We start from the raw sequence: 25,687 nt of genomic DNA, 5'->3' as shown, positions 1-25,687 counted from the left end.
GTCTATAGGTTCGAATAGGGCAATCGGACTTGGATGACGGTCCCTTCGGGTCCGGACGACTCGATGTAGAGGCCGTACGGCGCGCCGTACGCGAGCCGGATGCGCTGATGCACGTTCCAGAGCCCGATGCGGCCGTCGGCCTCGACGATCGGCTCCGCCTGCTGGAAATAACGGTTGTACGCTTCCGCTTGCTCCGACGTCATGCCGACGCCGCGGTCGACGATGCGCAATATGAAATAGTCGGGGCTGCGTTCGCCGGCGAACCCGATGTACCCGAGTCGAAGCTTATACTTCTCGTAGCCGTGTTTGAACGAATTTTCGACGATCGGCTGCACGACGAGCCGCACGGCGTCCACGCCCGCGACGTCCTCCGGGACCGTGCGGTCGTCGACCTCCAGGTACGGATACCGCTCCGACAAAATATCGAAATACGACTTCATATGCGTTAGTTCGTCGCGGAGCGATACGCGCTCGTTCGGGTTGCCGATGCTGTAGCGGAATACGTCGGCGAGCGAGGTCGCCATTTTGCTGATCGGCATCACGCCTTCGAGGATGGCGTACGAATTGATGACCTCTAGCGTGTTATACAGGAAGTGCGGGTTGATTTGCGATTGCAGCGCTCGCATCATCGCTTCCCGCTGCTTAATCTCCATCTCCTTCTCCCGCAGGCGGGAGGCATGCACGACCTCGATCAGGCGCCGGATTTCCGCGACCATCTTGTTAAAGCTCCGGTTCAATCCGCCGATTTCGTCCCGCCGCTTCGAAGGCGCTTTCACCATCAAGTCGCCGTTTTCCGCCTTTTGCATGAGATGCTGCAGATGTCTAAGCGACCGCGTCAACGAGATGGAAAACATCGCAAGGACGACGAGCACGAAAAAGACGAGCGCCGAGCCGGCCCAGAGCGTATAATTGCGAAGATGAATCAAATCGCCGATCAACGCTCGCATCGGCACCTCGGATACCATCGTCCACCCCGTTCGGTCGGAACGGCGGAACACGACCAGCTCGCGTTGTCCGTCCGTCGTTTTGAAGTAGACGCCTTCCTTCGCGTAACGCTCGAAGTCGTTCATGTAGGACGCTTCCACCGGTTGGCCGAGCTTCGTTTTGTCCGGATGGTACACGACGAGTCCGTTGGAATCGATGACCCACACATAGCTTTGAGGCCCGACGCTAAGCGTCTCGGCGATGCCGGCGATCCGATCGAGCTGCAAGTCCATAATCAAGAGGCCCGTCGAGCGGTACGTCTCCGGGTTGGTGAACTTCCGAACGACGCGAAGCACCTTAACCTTTTCCTGAGAACCTACGTTGCTCGACACTTCGTCGATGCCCAAAATTTTGTATCGCGGGCCGTCCATCGCGGACTCGGCCAAGTAGATGTTCCGGTGCTCCGCATACTCGGCCGTGCCGTAGCTGGCGCGGCCGTTCACCGCCTTCACGATCATGTCGCTCGCCGAAACGATGGAAAAGCCGAACACGTCGTCCCGGCCGAAAAACAAGTTGGGCAGGCTATCCAACAAATCCAGCCGTCCGGCCAAGTCGATCGGATTGTCCAAATCGATAAAGTCCTGAATCAGCGGCTGAACGACGTAAGGGTAGGTGGTCGTCTCCAAATCCGCGAAGTACGCTTCGAGCCGATCGTTCACCTGCGACACCATCTGGCGATTGTACTCGATCGCGTTCTTCTCGATCGATTCCGTCGATATTTCATACCATAAAATACCGAGCGTCAAAAACGGCAAACATAAAAATACGACGATCAGCACGATCAACTTCGTCTTGATCGACACCTGCTGAAGGTTGCGGAGCCACGCCATCGGTATCCCCCCGTCTTGATCATTAAAGTAGCATAACGAAATTCGTTCCTCCATAGAAAAAGGGTTTACGCCCCTCGGTCGGGAAAATAAAAACAAGCGTCCGCAAAATAAATCATGTTTTCGCCGCCCGCGATGGATTATCCTTGGCACAAGCTTTCCCTACCCGACGACGAAGGAGAGATCCGCTTTTGTACCAGGAACGATTGCAGCAAGAAAGACGACGCCGGTTTTACGAGCGTTACGTCGAGCGGATGTTTCCGCTGATCGACGAACATGCGCAATGGCGCGGGAACGGTCCGCCGGCCAACTTCCGAGAGAAGCTGTGGCATTGTTTGCCGCTGATGTACGCAGGCGGCGAGCAGGCGGCCCGCGCGAACGCGATCATCGAAGCGGTGGAAACCCGTTACTGCCATTTCTCTCCGATGACCGCCATGCAGCTGTTGCTGGGGTATAAAGATCGGTTGACGAACGCCGCGGAGAAGAAGCTCGTCGCATACGTCCGCGAAAGCGTGCCGAGCGCCGCCGAGGAACGCATCCGCTTCCCGATGTACAATGACAATTTCGCCGCGTTGGCGACATTCACCTTGTTAACCGCCGGGGAATTGTTGGAAGACGCCGCCGCATTCTCGGCCGGCGAGCGAAAGTTAATGCAGTTAATCGATTGCCTGACCCGCCGCGGCACCGTGATGGAATTCGGCAGTCCGACCTATACGCCGATCACGACGCACATTCTCGCGGAAATCGTTAATCACGTTAAAGACGAACGAATCCGGGCGCTCGCCCTGCAGTGCGAAGCCCGCATGTGGGCGGAAATCGCGATCCATTACCATCCCCCGACCGGTCAGTTCGCGGGGCCGTATTCTCGCGCCTATTTGGTCGACTCCGTCGGCCATCCGCACAACGTGCACGGCTTGCTTCACCTCGCCTTCGGCGACGACGTACGGATCCGGCCGGTCGAAGCGTTGTTCCCCGAGCGGCCCGGCCAGGTCGAACATATCGGCGTAGAGACGCTTATGCTTCCGAATCTCGCATGGCTCTACAGCGGAGACGTGCATTGCCCCGAAGCGATCGCGGCGCTGCTTCTGCGCAAGACGTACCCGTTCGACGCCGTCGCAACGGCCGAGTGCCTTCCGGGGGAAGAGTCCGCCTATCCGGACGAAGCCGCCGAGCATCCGGCATGGTCCGGCCCTAACGTCGTACATATGACGGAGGATTATGCCCTCGGCACGTCGGCCGGACAGTTTTACGACGGCGCGATCAGCGACTCGTTCCATGCCGTCTATCGGACGCGCGCGGCTATGCGCGATTGGACCGACGCTCGGGCCGTCTTTTGCCGATATTTTTTTAACGACCGAACGCCGGGCCGCGATAATGTGTACAACGGCAAGCAGAGCGGAGCGGAGATGCTTCGCGACGAAGGGCGCAAGTTTGCGATCCAACGCGGGAACGCCGCGCTCGTCGCCTACCGCCCGAAGCCGTACGAGGCGAAACGCGCGACAAGCATGAAGCTATCCGTCCTGTTCCCGGTCCACTTCCGGGACGTCGACGCGATCTGGCTCGGGGACCGCCCGGCCCGCAAGGAAGGCGACGCGTCGGAGCTGCCCGTCCCGGTGTACGTGCAGGACGGACCCGTCTACTTCTGCTTTCGTCCGCTCGCGTTGTCGGACGCCGGACGCTCCGCGGCCGTTAAGATCGAACGCAGCGGCGAATACGCGATGATCTCCTTCTTTAACTATGAAGGACCCGCGAAGACGTTCTCGCCGAAAGAAGCGATGCTGCTCGCGAACGGCTTCGTCGTCCATGTCGGCTCCGAGGCGGAGGACGGCTCCTTCGACGCGTTCCGCGCCCGCGCCTCCGCCGGCAGTCTGAGCGACGAGATGACGCAGCAGCTTGAAGGATACACGCGCCGCATTCGTTACGCGCATCCCGACGCTACGTTCGACTTCGCGTACAGCCCGCGCAGCGAAGGCGTGTTATACGCGGCCATCGACGGCCGGCCGCGGCCCGAGCCTCGGTTCGCGGCGAGCGGCTTCGACGCGAAAGCGCTGCCGTTTCTCTAAGACGAAAACAAAAAACGACAACCGGCAGCATGAATTTCCATGGCGTCGATGCGTCCGAGCCTATAAGGTTAAGTTATATCAACGAGGAAGGGGTTACGACATTGGCGCAACCGGACACGATCCCAACGCAACCCGCGCTCCCATTGCCGAAGAAGAAGCCCTATCTTCTGCGTCATTGGGCCATCTACTCGATGATCCTGCCCGGATTGGTGTATTTTCTTGTTTTTAAGTACATCCCGTTGACCGGCAGCATTATCGCGTTCCAGGATTACAACATTTTCAGCGGCGTATGGAAAAGCCCTTTCGTCGGTTGGAAGCACTTTCATAACCTGTTTACGTATCCGGAGTTTTACGAGGTGCTTCGCAATACGCTGCTCATCAGCTTGTATCAGTTGGTCTTCGGTTTCCCTGCGCCGCTGCTGCTCGCGCTGCTTCTTAACGAAGTGCGCAAGCTCGCTTTCAAGCGCGTCTCGCAAACCGTGCTGTACTTGCCCCATTTCATGTCTTGGGTTATCGTCGGCGGGCTCGTCATTAACTTTCTCTCGCCTACGATCGGTTTATTTAACGACTTTCTGGAGTGGCTCGGCTTCGAACGAATCTTCTTCATGCAAGAGAAGGAATACATTCGAAGCATTATCGTAACCTCCGGCATCTGGAAAGAAGTCGGCTGGAACACGATTATTTATTTGGCGGCGCTCGCCGGCATTAATCCGGAATACTACGAGGCGGCCGAGGTCGACGGCGCCGGAAAGCTGCGGCAGGCGATCAGCATCACCCTCCCCGCCCTGCTGCCGACGATCATGGTGCTGCTGCTGCTGCGCATCGGCCATATTCTCGACCTCGGCTTCGAACAAATTTACATGCTGCTGAATCCGCTCTTATGGGATAACGGCGAAGTGTTCGATACGTACATCTATCGAGTCGGCTTGGTCGGCGGGCAATACAGCTATACGACCGCCATCGATTTATTCAAGGCGATCGTCGGGTTCATCCTGCTCATGGGTGCGAATCAGCTTAGCAAGAAGACGACCGGCAACTCGCTCTATTGATTCGAAAGGAGGAAACGCCATGATCCGAATCACCCCGTCGCGGCGCGCGTTCGTCGTTTTCAATTATACCTTCTTAACGCTGTTAAGCTTAGCGATGCTGCTTCCGTTCCTCCACATCATGGCCGGCTCGTTCAGCTCGGGCCCGGCGATAACGCAAGGCCGGGTCGGCATCTTGCCCGTCGAATTCACGCTGGGCAATTTCCAAGCCGTCCTAGGGGACCCGAAAATCTGGCGTTCGTTCTGGGTGACGATCATGATTACGTTCGTCGGGACGTCGGTCAACCTGATTGCGACCGCACTCATGTCGTACGGCTTGTCCAAGCCCGATCTGAAAGGCCGCAGCTTTATCATCCTGCTCGTGCTCTTTACGATGATATTCCCGGCCCCCATGATCCCCGGCTACTTGCTCGTCAAAGAGCTCGGCCTGCTCAACTCGATCTGGGCGCTCGTCGTCCCCGGCGCGATCAGCGCATTCAATATGATTATTATGATCTCCTTCTTCCGCGGTATCCCCGAAGGGCTGGTCGAATCGGCCCGCATCGACGGCGCCGGGGAGTATTATACGCTTTGGAGAATCGTGCTTCCCCTATCTTTGCCGTCCCTTAGCACGATCGGCTTGTTTTACGCCGTAGCGCACTGGAACAGCTACATGCCGGCGCTGATGTACATCCGCAATCAGGACTTGTTCCCGCTGCAGGTGCTGCTCCGCAGGCTGCTCGTCGACAGCGACGAGCAGATGCTCATCCGCGTCAACACGGCGGTACAATCCGTCGAAGGCATTAAGATGGCCTCCATTATGGTCGCCACCATTCCTATTCTGCTTGTTTATCCTTTCATCCAACGGCATTTCGTGAAAGGCGCGATGCTCGGGTCGATTAAAGGATAACAATAAAAAAACACCCAAAAAAGGAGAGGTTCGAATGCAACAGAGAAAGACGATTATCAGCTTGCTCGGCATCATTCTCGGACTCGGCACGATCCTAGGCTGCTCCACGGACGCAACGCAAGAAGCGCCGCCGGCGGAGACGCCGTCCACCTCCGGCGAGACGCCGGCGCCCGCGGAGACGCCTGCGGCGGAAGCGCCGAAGGAGCCGCTTAAGCTCAAGGTTACGCTTACGACCGGTAACCTCGGCCACGTCGTCAACTCCGCGAACATCAACGAGGACAAGTACGTCAAGAAGATGGAAGAGCTGTCGAACACCGATCTGGAATTCGAGCTCCTCCCCCACGAGAACTACGAGCAAAGCTTGTCCTTGACGCTGGCCGGCGGCGAGCTGCCGGACATTCTGCAGACGAAGGGCATCAATACGGCGGAAATCGCGCCGGCAGTCGATGCGGGCGTCCTGCGGCCGTTGAACGACCTCATCGACCAGCACGCGCCGAATTTGAAAGCAAAAGTGAAAGCGGATTCTTGGAAGTCGGGCCGCGTCGCCAAAGACGGCGTGATCTACGGCATCCCGGGCGACAACGCGATCACGAACGGCACGGTCGTCTACGTCCGCAAGGATTGGATGGATAAGCTCGGCCTCGAGACGCCGAAGACGGTCGAACAGTACATTGAAATGCTGCGCGCGTTCCGCGACGGCGACCCGAACGGCAATGGGAAGAAAGACGAAATCCCGTTCTCCGGACGCGAGCGCTTCTCGCATACGGGCCATTTCTTCGGCGCATACGATGTTCCCCTGAACGCTTGGAGACTCGTCGACGGCAAGCTGACGCCGAACCACGTTCGTCCGGAAATGAAGGAAGCGCTCGGCGTATACCGTCAATTGTACGAAGAGAAGCTGCTCGACAACGAGTTTATTACGCAGCCGGGCAACGTGTGGGACAACAAAATCGTAACGGGTCAAGTCGGGATGTGGGCGCACGCGGCGACCTATCCGGACACTTGGCTCAACCGTCTTCGGGAGAACGTGCCGGAAGCGGAAATCGCGCTTATCCCGGCACCGGTCGGCCCGAGCGGCAAGCCGGGCGGCGTCTACGCCATCGGCTCCTCCGTCTCCGACTTCGTCTGGACGATCCCTTCGAGCGTAAGCGAGGAGAAAGCGATCGAAATCATCAAGTTCTTTGACTGGTTCTACTCGGACGAAGCGCCGAGCGAGTTTTTCCTGTACGGTCTCGAGGGAGAAGACTTCACGAAGAGCGGCGACGCGATTACGTACAACTACCCGGCCGAGAAAGCGGAGTACGACGCGGAAGCGATGCACCAAGAGTGGCTCCACTTCACGGGTCCGAAGCTACACCTGCTCGACGAGAACTTCATCAAAGGCCGCAACATGGGCGACTTGATTTTCCAAGGCATCACGACAGGCCTCAACGAAGGCATCGTGAACGACGGCCTGGACATCCCGACGCTGCCGGCGCTGCAAGCGCGTCCGGAGCTTGACCACAACGGATTGTTCCAAGAAGTGGCGGCGAAAATTATTACCGGCCAAGAGCCGCTCGATTCGTTCGACGCGTACGTCGCGGATTGGAAAGCCCGCGGCGGCGACCAGTGGATCGCGGAAGCGACCGAATGGTACAACAACCGGTAATATAAGCTTGAACAAGGGGCAGGCCCCGAAGTAGGAACGTCTACTTCGGGGCCTGCCTTTTCCCTTGCCTTCCTTTAGGCTCTCGCGACCCCCATCCGCTTCCGATACTCCGAAGGCGACAAGCCGTATTGCCGCTTGAACGCCTTCGCGAAATGCGGATAATCGGCGAAGCCGCTCGCGCGTGCCGCCTCGGTCGTCGTCAGCGCCGCATCGGCGAGCAATTCCCTCGCCCGCTCCATGCGGAGCCCGGTAACGTATTGTACGAACGTCTGGCCGGTTTCCGCCTTGAAGGAACGGCTGAAATACGCAGGCGACATCGAGAACTTCTCCGCAAGCGCTTGCATCGAAAGATTCGGATCGGGGAACGACGCGTCGACGACCTCGATCGCCGCCCGCAATTGCCGGTGGTTTCCCCAGTTTCGCGATTGCCGAATGCGTTCCATCGCCTCTTCGATCGCGCGCGCGGCGGCGTCTTTCGCCTCGGATGCGCTGCGCGCGCGTTCGAGCATCCCGACGCCGTCCGGGTCGAGCTCGATACCGCCCCGCTGCCGAAGCTCTCCCGAGACGAAGTGTAGCACATCGATCCAGACGCCCGCTGCGGGAGCGTCGCCGAATCGCGGCGCCGTCCATGACATGACCTCGCCGAGCGCCTCGGCCGCCGCCTCCGGCTGCAGCATCCATGCCGCGTCGGCGAGGCGGCGGCCCGCTGCCTCGCTCAACGGCAGCCAATCCGTCCGCGCCGGTTCGACCCTTCGCGTCTCTCGCAGCCGAGCCGCGATCCGCTCCATCGTCGCCTGGAACTCCGGCGGTTTGATCGGCTTCAATAAGTAATCCGCAACCCCTTGACGAATCGCCTCTTGCACGAACGGAAAATCGTCGTACCCGGACAGGATGACGATTTCGGGCCGGCGCGGCGCCTCCTTCAGACGGCGGATCAGTTCGAGTCCGTCCATGACGGGCATCGTAATATCGGTCACGACGACGTCGGGACGCATGCGCTCGACGAACTCCAGCGCCTCCGCTCCGTCCTCGGCGTCTCCGATCCAACGGAACGTGTCGGAGCCTTCCAGCAGCTTGCGTACCGTGCGCTTAATCATAATCTCGTCGTCGACCGTCAGTACCGTGAACGCCACGTTGCGCTTCCCCCTTCCCGTCTACTTTAGTCCGCCCCTGCCGTTTCGCGATCCCATGCATTGACCTCGCGGGCGATTTCTTTGCCGCCCTCCCGGAACCAGGCCGAGACGAACGCGTCGAAGGCGTCGGGCTCCGCCTCCCCGTACACGATTTTTAAGAACGTCTCCTTCTCGAGCTGCTTTAAGTAGGGTCCCTTCGACGCCATCGCGGGCGTATGGGGACCCATAAATTGATCCGGTTCGGAAGCTTGGAGCTGCAGGTCTCCTACAATTCGGCCCTCCAGAAACAGTCTCGACGACGTATGCGCCATCCGGCGCTCGTAAGGCGACGATTGACTTCCGGCGAATACGCGCTGCTCGATGCTCGGTCCTTCGATTACGCCCGGCGGCGTACTGCCCGGGCTGAACAGCAGCAAATTGCCCGCGGTGCTGGTGCCGCCTTCGAAATCGTACACCGCTTCGCCGTTCACAAGAATATAATCGTAGCCTTCCGCGTACCCGTGTTTAAAATCCGAATTCGGATCCTCGATCAACGAGCCGTACACGACATCCCAATACCGGAACGCTTTCTCCATATGGGCGAACCCCTTTCGGAAAAAGTAACTGCCGTACGACGGCTTGGTGCCCACGCGCCCGACGGTGCCGTTCTCGTGCGACGGCACCGGATACGGTCGGATCGCGCCCGCCGGCATCGTCCCGCCAAGCTCGCCGAGCGGCCACCCGCCCATCCAACCGGGGCCGGACAACACGCCCGCCTTGCCTTGCGCGAACAATTCGACCGCTTCGAATTCATCGTGCGTGCCGAAATCTCGATGGAGATACCCTTGCGTATACCAGCCGGCCAACCGCGCGAGCGCTGTTTCGACCTCCGGCTGCACGGAGCCGTACGCAAGGGATCCGTCCGGCATGCGATTCCATTGATACGGCTGTTTTCCATACGCGCCGAATACGAAGCTTACGTCCCCCATCCAGCCGTTGAGCGTCGTTTCGCCCGCCACCGCGATGCCGACGGTGTCGTCCTGCCCGTTGCCGTCCGGGTCGGACGTCGTAAATCCGTCCAAGACGATTTCCAGCTCGGCAAGCGTCTTCGGCGGAGCGAGCCCCAGCTTGTCCAACCAATCTTGACGAATCCAAAGAATCGGATCCCCGATTTTGCCGTCCGAAATTTGCGGGAGCCCCCAGACGGAGCCGCCGTAAGACACCGTCTTCCAGACGTCCGGATTTTTCGCATACGCTTCCTTCACCCGCTCGGACGCGTACTCGTCGAACGCCTCGCGAATGTCCATAATTTGCCCCGATGCCGCGAGCAGCGGCAGCAGCTCCGGAATTTCCTTGTCCGATAAATACAGGACGTCGGGAAGCGGCTCGCCGCTCGACAGCGCCAGTTTTACCCGGTTGCCGAGCGCGCCGTTCTCGTCGGTGACGACCCACTTGTTTTGCTGTACGATTCCTAGGCGATCGCGGGCCCAACGCGTCACCGGATTGTCCTCCAGCGTATCGCCGTCCTTTAGGATGTCGTTGTCGCGTAACGCCTTCGCCGTCGTGATCACGACGACGGGTTCCGCCCCCGGCGTTCCGTCCCTTTGGCCCGGCGCCTCCCCTGCGCAGCCGGCCAGCAGGCCGACCCCCGCGGCGCCCGTAAGCGTCAGCTTCCAGATGTGTGTCATTGCGTATCGCTCCCGCGTCGTTCGTGGTCATTCATGTATTCCGTGTTCGGCCAAGAGAGGGTTACAAGCAACCCGCCCCACCGAGAGCGGCCGACCGCCACGCCGGCTTCTTCGCCGAATTGGTGGCGCAATCGGAGATGCACGTTGCGCAGCCCTCGGCTCGGCACGCCGGCGCCGTCGGCCGCGAGCCGTTCGTTCATCGCGGCGATCGCTTCGTCCGACATCCCTTCGCCGTTGTCCTCGACCGTCAAAGCGTACCGCTCGGCTCCCGCCTCGCCGACGATCGAGACGATGCCGCCGTCCGTCCTCGATTCGATGCCATACAAAATCGCGTTCTCGACGACCGGCTGCACCAATAGCCTCGGAACCGTTAGAGCGAGCATCGATTCCGGCACATCGACGTCGAATTGAATTTTATCCAACTGGTAATTCATAATTTCGACGTAGGAGCGAACGAAATCGAGCTCCTCCCGCACGGTCGTCGAGAGCGACTCGTTGCGCGTCGTATACTTGTAATAGTCCGCCAGCCGGTAAGCCAGCGCTACAACCGGTTCGGTTCGTTTCAGCTTCGCCATGCTCACGATGAAGGCAAGGCTGTTGTACAAGAAATGCGGGTTGATTTGCGATTGCAGCTGTTTCATAACCGCTTCTTTCAACCGAAGCTCTTCTTTGTATACCGTCTCGATGAGATGCTCGATCGTCTCGGCCATGTCGTTAAACTGCTGGAACAGCGCCTGAAATTCCCGGTTCGGCCGTTTCGGAATCCGAATCGAATAATGCCCTCGCCTCAGCTTCCCCACGCTGTCCGTTATTACTTGAATCGGCACTTGTACTTGAAAATATAAGAGATACGCGGCGACGGCGCCGATGCAAAGCAATAATGCCACCGTTGCGTAAAACCAGGCTTGGCTGCGAGTGACGGGCAGCAAAATATCTTCGAGCGGGATATAATCGACCAGCGTCCAGCCCAGGTCGGGCGAATGAAGGAAATACGCGAGGTATTGTTTGCCTTTGAACTCGAACGCATCCCGCGTATGACGCGGTCCGCCTTCAAAATCGTATATGGACATCAAATGGCTGATCGCGGCGACGTTGGACGTACCGTTCTGAATGATGCGGCTGTCGGACTGAACGAGGAACGGATCGTTGATTCCGCGCGACTTGAAGGAGGCGAGCAAGGCGATGAAATTCGCCTCCAACAGGTCGACCTCGACGATCATCGAAGCGCGGCTCGGATCGGCGAGGCCTGCATACGGCTCGACGAAATACCGTGTGAACGCACGCTTTCGCGTCCCTTCGACCCGGTATTCCCGGAACGTCCAGTTCGTCGGCAGCGGACGGTTCAGATCGAGATCCTCGAAGCGTATCGTCCCGTTCGAAGAGACGGCTTGGCGGGAGCTTGGAAAGTATAAGCTGATGCGGCTCGGCCGTTCGGAGGACAGCGTGAACAGCGCCAGCTTGCGTTCGAGCGCTTCGAGCCGGGCCGCGTATTCGTAACGGGATCCGGGCGCAGTCCGATCAGCGAAGGCGGCGAACTCCGGATCCTTCGTAATAATGTTGGCGTACATAGCCATCTGTCCGAGCGTCGCTTCGACGCTCTCCATAAAGTGACCCAACCGGTCTTCGTTCGCGAGGTTGATCTGTTCTTCCACGACGGAGACGCTGCGTTGATTGGAATAGACGAACAACACGAGGACCGGCACGAGCAGCAGCGCGATCAATAGAAGCATCTTCGTAATAAGTTTCATCGGTTGGCGGCTCCGGGTCATCGCTCGGGATCGATCAATAGTTTATGCTGGCATGCGGTTTGCAGGTCGCGCCACATCCGGTTGACCGGAGCGTCCTCCATCACGGCTCGAAGGCCGAGGTGCGGAAGCACCCGCTGCGCGGCGGCGATCGCCTCGCCGGCAGATCGCTTGCTCTGCGCGCCGACGTTCGCCCAGTCGGCGGCTTCGGCGCTGCCCTCTAAGTGAAGTCGCCACGCCCGCTCCACGGCATCGTAATAACGGGCCGATTGCGCTTCCAGCCGTTTCGCCCCTTCCTCGATCCGCCGCGCGGCGATTTCCGGACGTCGGTCCTCCCCGCCCGCCGGCGCCGCTTCCCGAGCCGCCTCCGTCATCGCTCGCGCCTCCTCGAGGAGGTGCTTGCCGATGCCGATCGCGACCGCGGCGAAGGAACTCTCGGCGAAAGGCAAGAACGGTACGCGATAAATAGGAGCGTCGTCATAGACGGTGCGGTCGACGCGGAACGCGTTGGACGCCGGCACGAACGCCCCCTGGACTTCGATCGTATGGCTTGCGGTCGCCCGCAGCCCTGTCGCGCGCCAATCCGCGATGACCCGGACTTGGTCCGGACGAAGCGCGAACGCCAGCGTCTCCGGCTCATCGCCGTCGACCGTCGCCGTCGCCGTAAACGCGGTGGCGAACGAAGCGCCGCTGCAATACGACCATGCGCCCGTCAGCCGGTATCCGCCCGGCTCGCGGACCGCTCGTCCGCTCGGCGCGCCGCTGCCGGCGACGACGGCTTCGCGGGCGGCATACATCTCGCGCGCGACGTCCGGAGGCAAGCAGGAGGCGAAATAGCCGCCTCCCGAGCCGATCGTTACGGCCCAGCCGAAGCTGCCGTCGACGAAGGCCGCCGCTTCGAAGGCGCGCAGCGCTTCCGGCAACGACGCCATGCGCCCCCCGAAGCGCCGGGGGACGAACAGCTTAAACAAGTTTTGCTCATAGATCCGCTCCAACGCGTCCGCGCCGAGCGCGCCGTCGCGCTCCCAGCGCCCGGCAGCCGCGCGCAGCGCCTCGACTTGCTCCATCGTGAACATTCCTTCTCCTCCAAAGCCGAGAACGGTTCGCTCGAGGGCGCGCCGCCCTCCGGCCGCCGGGCGGTTAGACGGAATGGATGGTCGGCCACTCCAGCTCGACGCCTTGCGAGCGCAACCGTTGCTGGTAATCAGTTAACATGGCGGCGTCTTCCCGCACCGCGCGCGGGGAGACGCCTCGTTCGATCGCGAACGCGGCGAGGCTTCCCGCCGCTTCCCCGATGTTCCATTCCACGGGGTGAAGCCGGTAACAGCCGTTCGTAATATGCGTCGTACCGATATTTTTTCCCGCCGCGATCAGGTTTTCGACTCGAACCGGTAGCAAGCTGCCGAGCGGGATGCGGAACGGCAAGCTCGAGACGTCGACGTACGATCGACCGCCCGTGCTCGGGTGCAGGTCGATGCGGTAACAGCCGATGCCGACCGAATCCGCGTATGGCTCCGACTTCCCGTCCGGGCGGCAATCGGGACTAAGATGCTGCTCCAGCACGGTCGTTACCGCGCGAATCCGACGCGATTCCCGGATATAGGGCTTCTTCGCGAGGCCGTCCGTCGTACCCACGACGTCGCCGCGCAGCCGCAGCCCCGGGTATCCGGCGCCGCCGTCGGGGCGAGGCGCCTCCGTCTGCATCCAGTATAACAACGATAAGCTTAACTGACGAGCGCTTTCGAGGCGCGCCGCCCGCTCCTCCGGCGCCGCATCGACGATCGGGGCGAGCCAGTAATCGTTCTGCGGCCAATTGACGACGGTCAGGTCGCTCTCGAACGCGCCGTCCGCGAACAACGACCGGTCGATCAGTCGGCGGTATTTCCATAAGGAGAACGACTTCCCGTCATCCGGGAAGAAGCCGTACGTAATCGGCTGCAAGGAATGCGGCACGACGCCCATCCAGCTCAGCAGCCGATCCGGCCAAAAGTCCGCCCGATAGTTTCTCCAGAAATCGTATTCCGCAGGCTTCGGGATGGTATAGTCTTCCCCTTCCATATAATCCATCGCGAAGCACCACGTAATGGCTTGCATATCCGTCGGATCCGGATCGCCCGGCAGCGCGTGCGGCTCGCCCGTCTGCGCCGCGGATTCCGCGCCGGTCACGTACTCGACCTTCGCCAGCGGCAGCACGTCCCCCTCCTCCGTCGCGTCGAGGAACATTACGCCGGTCAGCACGATATCCTCCCCGCTTTCCTCCGAGCGCACGGTGACGGAAACGATCCGGTCGCCCGACGTCTCGGCGGCGACGGGCGCGTGGCGTTCGAGCACCGTGACCTTCCCGCTATGGACGTAAGGCGCGAGCATATCCCGAAGCACCGCGAGCGCCGCCCGCGGCTCATGCGAAATGTTACTCACGATCGCGTTCCCGGGGTTGAAATACGGCATTGCCCGCGCGGCGGCCGTCAGCGGGAAGTGGCGGCGGTAATAGTCCCGCACGCCGTTCCGAAACCGTCGGTAGCTCGCCGTGCAACCGAATTGCTCGATCCACGGATGCTCGTCCGGCGGCACCGCTTGGCTCGTAAACTGTCCGCCGATCCAATCCGAGTCCTCGGTCATGACGACCCTTCGTCCCGAGGACGCCGCGGACAGCGCGGCGGCCACGCCGCCGACGCCCCCGCCGATAATGACGATCTCCGCATGCATTTGTTTTCCTGTGTTCATCGATTTCGCTCCTCATAGGAATGGCTGCCTTCGACCGGCAGCCACCCTCGTTAGTATTGGATTACCGTGCCGACAACGTCCTTCGCCCCGGCTTCGTAACGACGATAAGCGTCCGCCGCGCGGTGAAGCGGAAAGACGTCCGTGATTAACGGCTCGACCGAGATGCGGCCTTCCGCAAGCAATCGAATGTATTCCGCGATGTTCCGGCCTTCCGTCCACCGGACGTAGCCGACCGGATAATCGACGTTGTCCCGTTCGTAGGATGCGTCGTACCGGCCCGGTCCGCCCGCTCGGGAAATGAGCACCTGCGCTTCCTTGGCGAACATGCGGTTGCGGGAAAATTCCGCCGTAACGTCGCCGACGATGACGACCTTCCCGCGATCCCGAATCCACTGCATCGCGCCATCGAGCAGCGCGCTGCCGGGTCCGCTCGCGCATACGAGCACGGCGTCGGCCCCTTGCGGTCCTACGGCCTCGGCCAGCTGCGCTTCGAGCGCCTCGCCGGAGTCATAGGCATGTCGAATCCCTACCGAGCGAAGCGCTTCCGCCCGGGCCGGGTCCAAATCTAAGCCGACCGTCCGATAGGCGGCGGCATGCGAAATTTGGGCGATTAAGTTGCCGAGGATGCCGAGGCCGACGACGACAGCCGACTCGCCGAACGACAGCGACGACGTCCGCAGCGCATGCACGGCGATGGCGCCGAGGCCGGCGAAGGCGGCCGCCTTCGGGTCGACGTGGTCCGGCACCGGAGCGGTCAGGTTCGCCGGCATCGACAACAGCTCGGCATGTCTTGCGTACGGCGCGCCGTAGCACGCCACGCGCTGTCCGACGATGCGGTCCGACACGCGCTCGCCGACCGCTTCTACGATCCCTACGGCGCTGTATCCGAGAACGACCGGTTGTTCCGGCCGACGACGAACGAACGTCATTTCGGTGCCCGGGCTAATCGCGGAATATTCGGTTCGAACGAGCACGTGGCCCGGCGCGGCGGTTGGGGACGGCAAGTCCGCGATCAAGATGTCCCCTTGCTTCGTAGTGATCGCTTTCATCGCGCCACCCCCTGCGATTTTATTTAACGGTGTGAATATTTAATCTAACTAACTTGTCGCTTCCGGTACTCGCTCGGCGAGATGCCGTAATACTTCTTGAATGTCGTGGTGAACGTAGACGAATTCAAGTAGCCGGTGCGCTCCCCGATTTCAGCTACCGTAAGGCCGGAATCCTTCAGCAGTTCCTTCGCATGGGAGAGCCGCACCTTGTTCAGGTATTCGACATAGTTCACGCCGAACGTCTTCTTGAAATAGTTCGAAAAGTATTTCGGCGTCGTCTCCAGCACCTCGGCCATATGGTCCAAGTATAAATTCTCCATATAGTGCAAATCGATATATTGGGAAATGAACGACGGATTCAGCTTGCTGCGCGTTTCGTTCGAGCTGCGGCTTGCGATCTCCGAGGCGAGCCGTTCAAGCGCCGACTCGACCGCCTCGATGCCGTCGGCCTCGTCCAGCGTCCGTTGAAATTCCAACTCAAACTTGTAGAGCGCCTGCGGATCGTTCCCGCCGCTCTCCGCGACCTGCAGCATAGAATAAAACATGGCTGCCGATACATGCCGAAGCTGGTTGCGGTGTACGTTGCGCGCCTCGTTTTCCCGCAGCGTCTCTCGAATCGTCTCGATCGCTTCGTTCCGGCGGCCGTTCAGCAGCAGGTTCGAAAGCTTCTCCACGCGCTCATAGGGCACGTATGCGTTCCATTCGTAGCGAATCGAAGCGGCGTCCAGCAGCGCGGCGTCCCGCAGTTTACGCAGCGGCAACGCCTGCGTTACTTCGGCGTAGGCGGCAGGGCAATTCGACACCTGAGACTCGTACGTCCGGCTGACGACCCCTTGAAGCTTGCACTCGGAAAGCTCCTTCTCGAACCGCGCGATTTGATTCGCGAGGCGGCGAACCAACGTCTCTCGTCCGGACGATTGCTCGATGCCGATCATCGCCAAAAATCGCAAGTTGCCTTGATGGAACACATCCGCTTGCATACGATCGTTGCTGAGCGCCGACCGCAAGCGCGATTCGAACGAAACGATTTCGCTCGCCGTAAACCGGTCGCGTTCCGTCGGCTTCGCCTCGATGGCGAGCATGACGAACCATCTCCGCCGGAAGAAATCCGGGTAATGGCGGCGGAGCAAGGCGTCCTGCTCGTCCGTGGGCGGGAACGGCTCCAGCGACTGGAAGAAGACGACTCTCCGCATCTCGTCGTCGACCAGCTCGAGCTGCTTGCGGTACGATTCGTTCTCCGCCTGGATCCGCAAGATGCCGCTATGAATTTTCCGAAAGTCGTTGCCTTTGACGTGGCCTTCCCCGAACAAACGCAAGATCCTTTTCACCGGCTTATGCAAATAGATGCTGAGCAAGATCGACAGCAGCACGGCGCACAAGATCGCCGTCAGCATGATAACGCGGTTGGCCCGGTTTACCGAATCGATGTTTTGGAACTGATACGGCACTTTATCGATATAGACGAAGGCGTTGTAATCCGAACGATAGAAGTTGTATTCAAAGTTCTCCCTCGTCAGGCTGGTCTGGTTCGTCGCGTTGAAATATACGTCGTTTAAAATTTCCATCAGCCCGAAGCTGTCGTCGGTGCTGAGCAGAATATTACGATCTTGGTCCATGACGATCAGCGAAGCGCCCGGCAGCATCGCCTTCTGATCGACGTGCTTCATTAACGCGTCTACGTTGATGAGCACGATCACGTTTTTCGCCGATAGACGAATTTTGTTGCCGCCGACGAGCGCCATCAGCCGTTTCGTCTTCGATTGACTGCCGTCCGATAACACGCGGTAATCTACCGCCGGGAACGCCTTGAAGGAATGCTTCGTCGTCGAGAACGATCGCCAGTATTCCGCGTTGTAAACCTCGTGCCGGTACTTGTGCGAGAATAGCGTGCGGAAATCGCTCGTCCCTCTCGCCGTGACCGCAAGGCTGGAGTTATCGTAGAACACGATGATGTCCTCGATGAAATCCGCGCTGGACGCCAAAGAAGCCAGATGCTCCTGGAGCAAATACACTTCGCTCATCTTCAATCGCCCGTCCGCTTGCGGGCCGTCGTCGTACGGCAAGCCGTGGATCGAATGAATGACGTTGTTTACCGTGCGGAAGCTGCTGTCGAACGATTGAATGATCGAGCGGACGACGAGCGAATTGTTTTGCGTCACTTTCTCGTAGATGCCGGATATGGAATTTTTATAGACGAAGTAGTTGGATACGAACATGACGGTGATGACGAGCAGCAGCGCAAAGAAAATTTGCAGCACGCCCGCATTGGTTACGATTTTTTTCATAACATCTTCTCCCGGTCGTCTTGTTGTGTATCCTATTTATTCTGCGGCATCTTCGTCATCCCTTCTCCGAACCTAACATGACGCCCTTTGCAAAATATTTCTGGGCGAACGGATAGATCATAAGGACGGGAATCATCGACAGGACGATGGTCGCGTTCTTCATCGCTTGCGGCGCCAGCGCCGCCGCGTCCACGAGCCCCGAATTGTTGCCTTCGCTAAAGATCAACATGCCTCGCAGCACGACCTGAAGCGGGTACATGTCTTGATTCGTCAAATAAATCATCGGAAGAAAGAAGCTGTTCCAATGACCCATGAAGTAGAACAGGCCGATCGACGCCAGCGCCGGTTTCGACAACGGAATGACCATGTTAAACAAAATGCGGAACTCCGACGCGCCGTCGATCAGCGCCGCTTCTCGAATTTGCGTCGACATATTTTCGTAAAAACTCTTTAAAATGATCAGCTCGAACGTCCAAATCGCATTGGGGATAACGAGCGCCCACACGGAGTTGATCATGCCCAATTCCTTCACGATCATGTAGTTCGGGATGATGCCCGGGTTCAGAAACATCGTAATGACGATCGCCAGCATAAAATACTTACGGCCGAAAAAGCCGCGCTGCGACAGCGGATACGCCGCGACGGCGGTCACTAATACATTTATGAATGTGCCGAGCGCCGTATAGAAAATGGTATTTACATACGCGCGGGGGATGCGATGATCCGACAATACCTCCGAATAGGCGTCGAGATTAAAGCCCATCGGCCAAAGCCAAACTTTCCCCTGGGTCACGAACGCCGTGTCGCTCAGCGACACCGCCAAGATGTAAATGACCGGGTACACGGTGGAAATCGCCAAAGCGATCAGCAGCAAGCCGTTGATCGCTCCGAACAACGTGAATCTCGGTTGACCTACCACAGCCCGTTCCCCCCTAGTCTCCGGCTCAAGAAGTTCGCGCCGAGCAGCATGATCATCGCCACGAGCGCTTCGAACAAGCCGACCGCGGCGGCGTAGCTATAGTTCGCTTCAAGCAAGCCTTTGCGGTAAACGAACGTCGAGAACACGTCCGCGACGTCATACGTCGTAGGATTATAAAGCAAAAGCACTTTCTCGTAGCCGATGCGGATCATCGATCCGGTCTTTAAAATAAACATGATCAAAATCGTCGGCAGCAGTCCCGGCAGCGTAATATGCCGCATCGTTTGCCACCGGCTCGCGCCGTCGACTCTCGCGGCTTCGTACAGCGTCGGGCTGATGCCCGCGATGGCGGCAAGAAAGATGATGGCCTCGTAGCCGACCGATGCCCAAATATCCGACAGCACGTAAATCGGACGGAACCATTCCGACTCGATCAAGAAGTAAATTTTCTCGAAGCCCAACGCCGCCAGCACTCGATTCACGATGCCGCCCGACGGGGAAAGGAAATCGATGATCATACTGCTGATAATGACGACCGAAAGGAAGGCCGGCAAATAACTCAGCGTCTGGATCGCTTTCTTAAACCCGTTCAACCGAACCTCGTTGAGCATGATGGCAAGCAAAATCGGAAACGGAAATCCGAAGATCAACGAGTAGAAGCCAAGCAACAGCGTGTTGCGAAACAGCAGCCAAAAGTCCGGCCCGGAAAAAAATTTAATAAAATGCTTCAACCCGACCCATTCGCTTGCCAAGATGCCTTGGAACACGCTGTAATCCTTGAAGGCGATAATCATGCCGTATAGCGGGCCGTAACGGAACAACGCGTAAAATACGATGCACGGAATGAAGAGGAGCAGCAGCTGCCGATCCCGCTTCAGATGCTTCCACGTCGCTTCGAGCCTTGCGGCGAACGGTTTCGCCTGCGCGGCCACGGTCTTCGTCCGCGGATATTCCATAATGCGCTCCCTCCTTCTCGAATCGACGACGGCACCCGGACAGAGGAACGTGTCCGGGTACCGCCGACGCGAAATTTTCATATCGTCGCCGCAAGGCGGTTCGTGCGTTATTGCGCGTCGAATCGCTTCTGCGCTTCGTTAAACACGCCCGCGAGCTGCGTTGCGCCCAATTTCTCCGCCGTTTGCTGCCACTCCGCCCATTGAGCGTCGCCGTAAGCGTCGTCGAGAATATATTTCGCGCTGAATGCCGCCGCTTCTTTCTGCAGCGTCACCTGCAGTTCGGCGATCGTCGCGTTCTCGTCGTCCGTAAAATTCAACACCGGATCGAGCGGCTCGAATTTGTTCTGGGAAATGATCTTGTCTTGCGCTTCTTGTTCCTTCTCCGTGAAGTTGTAATACACGCTGCGACGGTCCGGACGCAGGTACATGCCTTCCAACCACAGGCCGTACTTGTCTTCCAGCACTTTAATATCGACCAGCGGCACGTCCGCAAGCTCCGGGTACACCGGCTTGCCGTTCTCGTCGAAGTGGAACGTCTCGCCTTCGACGCCGAGCGTCACGAGCGCAGCTCCGGACGGGCTCGTCAAGTAATCGAGCAGCTTCAGCGCGACTTCCTTCTTGTCGTTGTTCGCGACCGCGATACTGAAGCCGACGTCGATTTTCGGGAGCGTCCGAACGTTGCCCGTAGGACCGACCGGATTCGCGTAGCGCAAGTCGTACGTCGGGTACTGGTCCTTCACTTGGTTGTAAAACAAGTCGAGACGGCCGATCCAGTCCCAGGTGACGAACGCTTTGTCCGTCGTCATCTTCGCGGTCCAAGAATCCGGCGTATCCGTCAAAAATTCCGGATCGAGCAAGCCTTCGTTGTACAATTTTTTCATGAAATCGAGCATATCTTTATACTCCGGCTGCGAAGGCGCGTATTTCCACGTCTTAGCCGCCTCGTCATAGTAAGCAGGGTAGCTGGATCCGCTGATGCCCCAGCCGTAGCCCCAATCGCGGAAGATGAATTCTTTCGTCTTGGATGCGACCGGATAGGAATCCGGGTAGGCTTCCTTGACTTTCTTCATCGCTTCGTAGAATTCTTCCGTGTTCGTCCACTCCGGAATGCCGAGCTTATCGAAGATATCCTTACGGTACATCCAGCCGTGGTTGACATCCCGATTCATATTATAGATCGGCCACGCATACAAATTGCCCGCTTCGTCGCCGTACGACTTCACGACCCAAGGGTTTTCTTCCAAATACAGCTTCGTAAAGTTCGGCAGCATATCGGCGTATTGATTAATCGGCACGACGGCGCCCTGCTGCCCGATCTTCTTCAGCTCCGCCGGCGTCAAGCCGTGGAAGATGTCCGGAAGCTGACCGGAAGCGACGACGACGCGCAGGCGATCTTGATAGGTGGTCGGGGAATATGTTTGCAAGTCGAGCGTAATGCCCGTGCGCTTCTCGATTTCCTTCGCGATGAGTTTGTCGTTCGCCGGGTTTTCGCTGACCAGCATCCAGGTAAGCGTCGTCGGTTTATCGACGAGCGGGAGCGCGAGTCCGCCGGTGTCGCCGTACTGCGATGCCGTATTTTCTTCCGCGGCCGGTGCCGGGGCGGGCGTCTCCGCGGCCGGCTGCTGCGCCGCAGCCGGATCCGGGGTCGGCTCGGACGCCGTGCCGCTGCATGCGGCCAAGATCGAACCGAGGAACGATACCGCCAACGCGCCATTCAATACCTTGCGATTCATTTCTGTTTTCCTCCCTTTTTCATTTGCCAACTTCGTAGTAGTCTGCCTAAGGGTAGACGCGTCAAGTTTACTGACGCATCGGCCGTTCGTCCGGCAGCCAAAATCATCGTAAACGGAGAGGCGACATTCGTAAACCGCACGAAATCATCGACTTCTCGTGCTGCCTTCGAATTTGTTTGAAAGCCCTTTAAATATTGATTTTACGCCTTTTTCCGAGTGTGGAATTTCGAAATGACGTAGAAACATTCGATAAATCAGGGATTTTCATAGGTTACACAATGAGTTACTTTATCTACCTATTATATTACATATACTCTATGAGAAAAAGGCGCCTCTCCCGCCGCTTAAAAGGCGGCTCTCGGCCCCCTTCGTATGCCTATTATTTTAAAAGCGCTTACACGCAATCGCCATCGGCCTTTTTCCTTCGATCTCAACGTTAGGCCGCCATGTCCTATGCGAAATTCAAAAATCCGCGTCGTTACGCGTTTTTTTCGATGTAGAAAATGACAAACCAAGCGATTTTCGTAATTCGATGGCGGGAAAACAAAAACTCCGCCATGCCCTGCACGGCGGAGTTTATAAAATCCAATTTTAGAGTTGCTCCCAAATCGCCCGAACCGTCTGCAAGCCCAACCGAGTCCCGAGTTGGCAATCCTCTATCCCTTCGAATTCGAGGGATACGTAACCGTCGTAACCGGACGCTTTCACCTCGCTCAGCAGCTCCCGCATCGGCAAATCGCCTTGGCCGGCGATGGCGCCTCGCAGGAAGTCGCCGCTCGACGTCCGGAACCATCCTTCTCCGAGCGCGTACGAGGAAGGCCGGCGATAGAAATCCTTCAGATGGAGCATGGAAGCGATCGGCAAGTTTTTCCGGACGGCCGGAACGGGCTGCTCGTCGACGCAGAGGAAATTGCCGACGTCGAGCGTCGTCCGGAAATTCGGACGGTCGACGGCCGACACGAGGCGCTGCACGCGATCCGACGCCTGTACGTGGTAGCCGTGGTTTTCGACGCTCGTCGTTACCCCGAACTCGGCCGCATAATCCGCGATTTCCCTGCATGCCGACACCAGCCTCGGCAAATCCGCCTCGAACCGCTGGATCGTCGCCTCGGCGGGCGGGCGCGACGCCACGTCGTGGCGCATTCGCTTTACGCCGAGCCGTACCGCGATATCCACATGCGACTTCGCAAGGTCGACCGCCTTGCGGTACTCCGCCTCGTCTTCGACCGCGAAGTTTCCTCCGACCGCGTAATTCGAAATGTCGATGCCCGCCTCGTCCGCCGCCTTGCGAATACCGTCGATCAACTCGGGGGTTTCTAGAAGCGAGAAGCCGATCGGCACGACCTCGAGATGTTCCCCGCCCTGCTCCGCGATCCAACGCGGCACGTCCAAAATCGGGAGCTTCCCGCTCTTGATGTCCCGGTACAAGCTGTAACTGCTGACTCCGAGTTTCATCCTTGCTTCTCCCCCGCTTCTATCGGTACGCCCGAATAAATTGCACCGCTTTGCGAATATCCGACTCCGGATCGTCGCCGACTTCGCGTTCGATCGTCAGGTAGCCCCGGTAGCCGATCTCCTGCAGCGCCTGGAAATACGCGTCGAAATCGACCTTCCCTTCGCCGAGCGGGAGCTCCTCGAAGATGCGCCCTTCCTTCAACATGGCGGCGATTTTCTCGTGCTCCATGCCCTCGGTGTCCAAGCTGCCGTAGATCACTCTCGGGTCGACGACGCGGTGCCGCACGCCGTCCTTCACATGGGTATGTACGATATAATCCTTCAACAGCTTTACGCCCTGCACCGGGTCGTCCCCGGTTACCATAACCATGTTGGCGGGATCGAAGTTGACCGATACGCCTTTGCCGCTAAGCGTGTCTAGGAACGACTTCAGATGCGCGGCCGTTTCCGGCCCGGTCTCGATCGCGAAGTACGCGCCTAGACTGTTTGCGTAGAGGCTTAATTCTTCGCAAGCCGCCTGCATCGCATGATAAATGCGCCCGTTCGTATCCTCGGGCACGATACCGATATGCGTCGTCACGATATTCGTGCCGAGCTCCATCGCCAAATCCATGATGCGCTTCGACTTTTCCACCTTGGCGGGGTTGGCGGCGGCGTCCTGGAAGCCGTGCCCGCCGAGGTCGCCGCACAAGGCGGATATTTCGAGACCGAGATCGGAGATGAACGTCTTAAGTTCTTTGCGCGCTTCCGGCGACCGCAGAACGTCCGGGTCCATCTCGCCCTTCACCGCGTAAATTTGGACGCCCTCCGCGCCGACCTCTTTCGCCTTGCGAAGCCCTTCTCGCACGCCGACGCCGAAGCTGTCGACGATAACGCCGATTTTGTTCGTTAATGCCATAATAGAAGTCCTCCTTCGCGGCGCTTACGCGTCGAATCGAATTTCTTTGCCTGTCGCGGCGGATTCATAAATCGCGCACAAAATTTTCATCATCTCGACGCCGTCTTGCACCGGGCTAAGCGTCTCTTTCTCGCCGATCGTCGAGGCGATGAAGTGATTGATTTCCCGCCGGAACGCGTCCTTAAAATCAAAAGACAAGTTGTCGACCTGCGGCGTCGCGTTGAGAATCGTATCGTGCTTCTCCAGGACGAGCTGCAGCTCGGGCTCAAGCTCCGCGCCGCCGCGCTCCCCGTACAGCTTCACCGACAATTCGTCCTTCTTCGCATGCAGCGTAAAACTGACGTCTACCATCAACGAAGCGCCGTTTTCGAAACGGATCAAAGCGTTCGCCAAGTCCTCGACCGTGTTTTTCGTCGCGTCGTAATCCGCCGCTTTGTAAAAGCTCAACCCTTGCACGTTGCTTCGGTTTCCCAGCCTTCGGTACGCGTTGCCGCTGACGGAGGCGACCTTCGGGCGGCCCATCAGATACCAGCAAATGTCGATCACATGCACGCCCAAGTCGATCAACGGCCCGCCGCCAGAACGCTCGGCGTCGGAAAACCAGCCGCCGGGATTGCCGAGCCGCCGCAGGCAAGTCGCCTTTGCGTAATAAATATCGCCGAGCTCCCCGTCGTCGACGAATTTCTTCAACGTATTCGTATTGGAGGCGTACCGCCGAACGAAGCCGACCTGCAGCAGCTTGCCGCTGCGCGCGACCGCACGCTCGACTTCGAGCGCTTCTTCTACCGTCTTGCACAGCGGCTTCTCTACCAGTACATGCTTGCCCGCGTCCAGCGCCGCGATCGCGATCGCCGCGTGCGAGTTGTTCCAGGTGCAGACGCTGACGGCGTGGAGCTCCGGCAGCGCCAGCAGCTCGCGATAGTCCGTGAAGGTTTTCGTAGCGCCGTACCGAGCAGCCTTCGCCTTCGCCCGCTCCTCGTTCAAATCGCAAATCGCATAAATTTCTACGTCCGGATGATGGGCGTACGAATCGAAGTGGACATCCGAAATCGAACCGGCCCCGATCACACCGATCTTCAGCTTTGCCATGCCGACATCTCCTCTTAGCTTAAGTTATAAGGGCAACATGCCTTTGTAAATCCCGGGCTGCGATCCGGGGATTTCCACCGCGCCCGCCGCCTTCGCGTAAAATTGCGTCGGACCGGCGCCGCCGATGATCGCGTAGCCGTAGCCTTCGGCGCGCATCGCGTGCATCGCGTACAGAAACAGTATCTTGCCGACGCCGCGGCCGCGCGCTTTCTCGTCGACGCCGGTCGGGCCGAAGAAGCCCTTCATCGTCGCGTCGTAACAAGAAAATCCGACGACCCTGCCGCCCTCGACCGCAATAAAGCAGGACACTGGAGTTCTGGCGAAGGCGACCTCCGCCTCGCTGACCCACCCTTTGCCGAAGCGCTCTCCGATCCATTGCGCGACGACGTGCTTTTCTGGCGCTAGCGCCCGGCGTACGGTCACGCCGCTTTGGGCCGCGAACGCCGCTTCGGACGGCGCATCCGGCAACTCGTACAGTTTCACCAACATATCCGGCATGGAAGAAATCCACCTCTCGTCACCCGTTTACAGGCTCATTATAAATGACGCTCGATCTTTGCGGTACTCCCGCTTTTTC

General features: G+C 58.9%; 19 protein-coding genes. 4 read left to right on the top strand and 15 right to left on the bottom strand.

What is annotated here, in order from left to right; genetic code table 11:
* Positions 1–2 precede the first annotated feature (2 nt).
* Complete coding sequence (locus VEZ38_RS11145) at positions 3–1,814, bottom strand: cache domain-containing sensor histidine kinase (protein WP_324893435.1); 1,812 nt, start codon at positions 1,812–1,814, stop codon at positions 3–5.
* A gap of 188 nt (positions 1,815–2,002) precedes the next feature.
* On the opposite strand from VEZ38_RS11145, the gene VEZ38_RS11140 reads away from it, so the two are divergent.
* The 4 genes from VEZ38_RS11140 (at position 2,003) to VEZ38_RS11125 (ending at position 7,457) form a co-directional block, all read left to right on the top strand.
* Complete coding sequence (locus VEZ38_RS11140; RefSeq protein ID WP_324893434.1) at positions 2,003–3,874, top strand: hypothetical protein; 1,872 nt, start codon at positions 2,003–2,005, stop codon at positions 3,872–3,874.
* Positions 3,875–3,975: 101 nt separating this feature from the next.
* Positions 3,976–4,923, top strand: a complete 948-nt coding sequence (locus VEZ38_RS11135; protein ID WP_324893433.1) for an ABC transporter permease — start codon at positions 3,976–3,978, stop codon at positions 4,921–4,923.
* Between the two features lie 19 nt (positions 4,924–4,942).
* Complete coding sequence (locus VEZ38_RS11130; RefSeq protein ID WP_324893432.1) at positions 4,943–5,809, top strand: carbohydrate ABC transporter permease; 867 nt, start codon at positions 4,943–4,945, stop codon at positions 5,807–5,809.
* A gap of 34 nt (positions 5,810–5,843) precedes the next feature.
* Positions 5,844–7,457 (top strand): extracellular solute-binding protein, encoded by a 1,614-nt coding sequence (locus tag VEZ38_RS11125; RefSeq protein ID WP_324893431.1) that lies wholly within the window; start codon positions 5,844–5,846, stop codon positions 7,455–7,457.
* 74 nt (positions 7,458–7,531) lie between these two features.
* Here VEZ38_RS11125 and VEZ38_RS11120 read toward each other — a convergent pair whose 3' ends face one another.
* From VEZ38_RS11120 to VEZ38_RS11055, 14 genes are all read right to left on the bottom strand, one after another.
* A complete protein-coding gene (locus VEZ38_RS11120) occupies positions 7,532–8,590 on the bottom strand; it encodes a response regulator transcription factor (RefSeq protein ID WP_324893430.1) in 1,059 nt (352 codons plus the stop codon).
* Positions 8,591–8,616: 26 nt separating this feature from the next.
* Positions 8,617–10,257 (bottom strand): hypothetical protein, encoded by a 1,641-nt coding sequence (locus VEZ38_RS11115; protein WP_324893429.1) that lies wholly within the window; start codon positions 10,255–10,257, stop codon positions 8,617–8,619.
* Positions 10,254–12,005: a sensor histidine kinase gene (locus VEZ38_RS11110; protein WP_324893428.1), complete on the bottom strand. Its 1,752-nt coding sequence runs from the start codon at positions 12,003–12,005 to the stop codon at positions 10,254–10,256. The genes VEZ38_RS11115 and VEZ38_RS11110 overlap by 4 nt, the downstream gene beginning before the upstream one ends.
* A 17-nt stretch (positions 12,006–12,022) precedes the next feature.
* Complete coding sequence (locus tag VEZ38_RS11105) at positions 12,023–13,078, bottom strand: acyl-CoA dehydrogenase (protein WP_324893427.1); 1,056 nt, start codon at positions 13,076–13,078, stop codon at positions 12,023–12,025.
* 64 nt (positions 13,079–13,142) lie between these two features.
* Positions 13,143–14,726 carry an FAD-dependent oxidoreductase gene (locus VEZ38_RS11100; protein WP_324893426.1) on the bottom strand — a complete coding sequence of 528 codons (1,584 nt, stop codon included), beginning with the start codon at positions 14,724–14,726 and terminating at the stop codon, positions 13,143–13,145.
* Positions 14,727–14,776: 50 nt separating this feature from the next.
* Positions 14,777–15,775: a zinc-binding alcohol dehydrogenase gene (locus VEZ38_RS11095; protein ID WP_324893425.1), complete on the bottom strand. Its 999-nt coding sequence runs from the start codon at positions 15,773–15,775 to the stop codon at positions 14,777–14,779.
* Positions 15,776–15,819: 44 nt separating this feature from the next.
* A complete protein-coding gene (locus VEZ38_RS11090) occupies positions 15,820–18,060 on the bottom strand; it encodes an AraC family transcriptional regulator (protein ID WP_324893424.1) in 2,241 nt (746 codons plus the stop codon).
* 55 nt (positions 18,061–18,115) lie between these two features.
* Positions 18,116–18,979, bottom strand: a complete 864-nt coding sequence (locus VEZ38_RS11085; protein WP_324893423.1) for a carbohydrate ABC transporter permease — start codon at positions 18,977–18,979, stop codon at positions 18,116–18,118.
* Entirely contained in the window at positions 18,973–19,935 is a 963-nt protein-coding gene (locus VEZ38_RS11080; RefSeq protein ID WP_324893422.1) for an ABC transporter permease, read from the bottom strand. The genes VEZ38_RS11085 and VEZ38_RS11080 overlap by 7 nt, the downstream gene beginning before the upstream one ends.
* Positions 19,936–20,042: 107 nt before the next feature.
* Positions 20,043–21,668 carry an extracellular solute-binding protein gene (locus VEZ38_RS11075; protein WP_324893421.1) on the bottom strand — a complete coding sequence of 542 codons (1,626 nt, stop codon included), beginning with the start codon at positions 21,666–21,668 and terminating at the stop codon, positions 20,043–20,045.
* A 591-nt stretch (positions 21,669–22,259) separates the two neighbouring features.
* Positions 22,260–23,123: a sugar phosphate isomerase/epimerase gene (locus VEZ38_RS11070; protein WP_324893420.1), complete on the bottom strand. Its 864-nt coding sequence runs from the start codon at positions 23,121–23,123 to the stop codon at positions 22,260–22,262.
* Between the two features lie 19 nt (positions 23,124–23,142).
* On the bottom strand, positions 23,143–24,021 hold the full coding sequence (locus tag VEZ38_RS11065; protein WP_324893419.1) for a sugar phosphate isomerase/epimerase family protein: 879 nt from the start codon (positions 24,019–24,021) through the stop codon (positions 23,143–23,145).
* A 24-nt stretch (positions 24,022–24,045) separates the two neighbouring features.
* Positions 24,046–25,110 carry a Gfo/Idh/MocA family oxidoreductase gene (locus VEZ38_RS11060; RefSeq protein ID WP_324893418.1) on the bottom strand — a complete coding sequence of 355 codons (1,065 nt, stop codon included), beginning with the start codon at positions 25,108–25,110 and terminating at the stop codon, positions 24,046–24,048.
* 24 nt (positions 25,111–25,134) lie between these two features.
* The gene (locus tag VEZ38_RS11055) at positions 25,135–25,608 is read right to left on the bottom strand and encodes a GNAT family N-acetyltransferase (protein ID WP_324893417.1); all 474 of its coding nucleotides are present in this window, start codon (positions 25,606–25,608) and stop codon (positions 25,135–25,137) included.
* Positions 25,609–25,687 lie beyond the last annotated feature (79 nt).

This window comes from Paenibacillus sp. (genome assembly GCF_035645235.1).
Taxonomy (GTDB): domain Bacteria; phylum Bacillota; class Bacilli; order Paenibacillales; family YIM-B00363; genus Paenibacillus_AE.
Note: the sequence above shows the minus strand (reverse complement) of the source record. Positions and strands in the feature narration are given on the sequence as shown.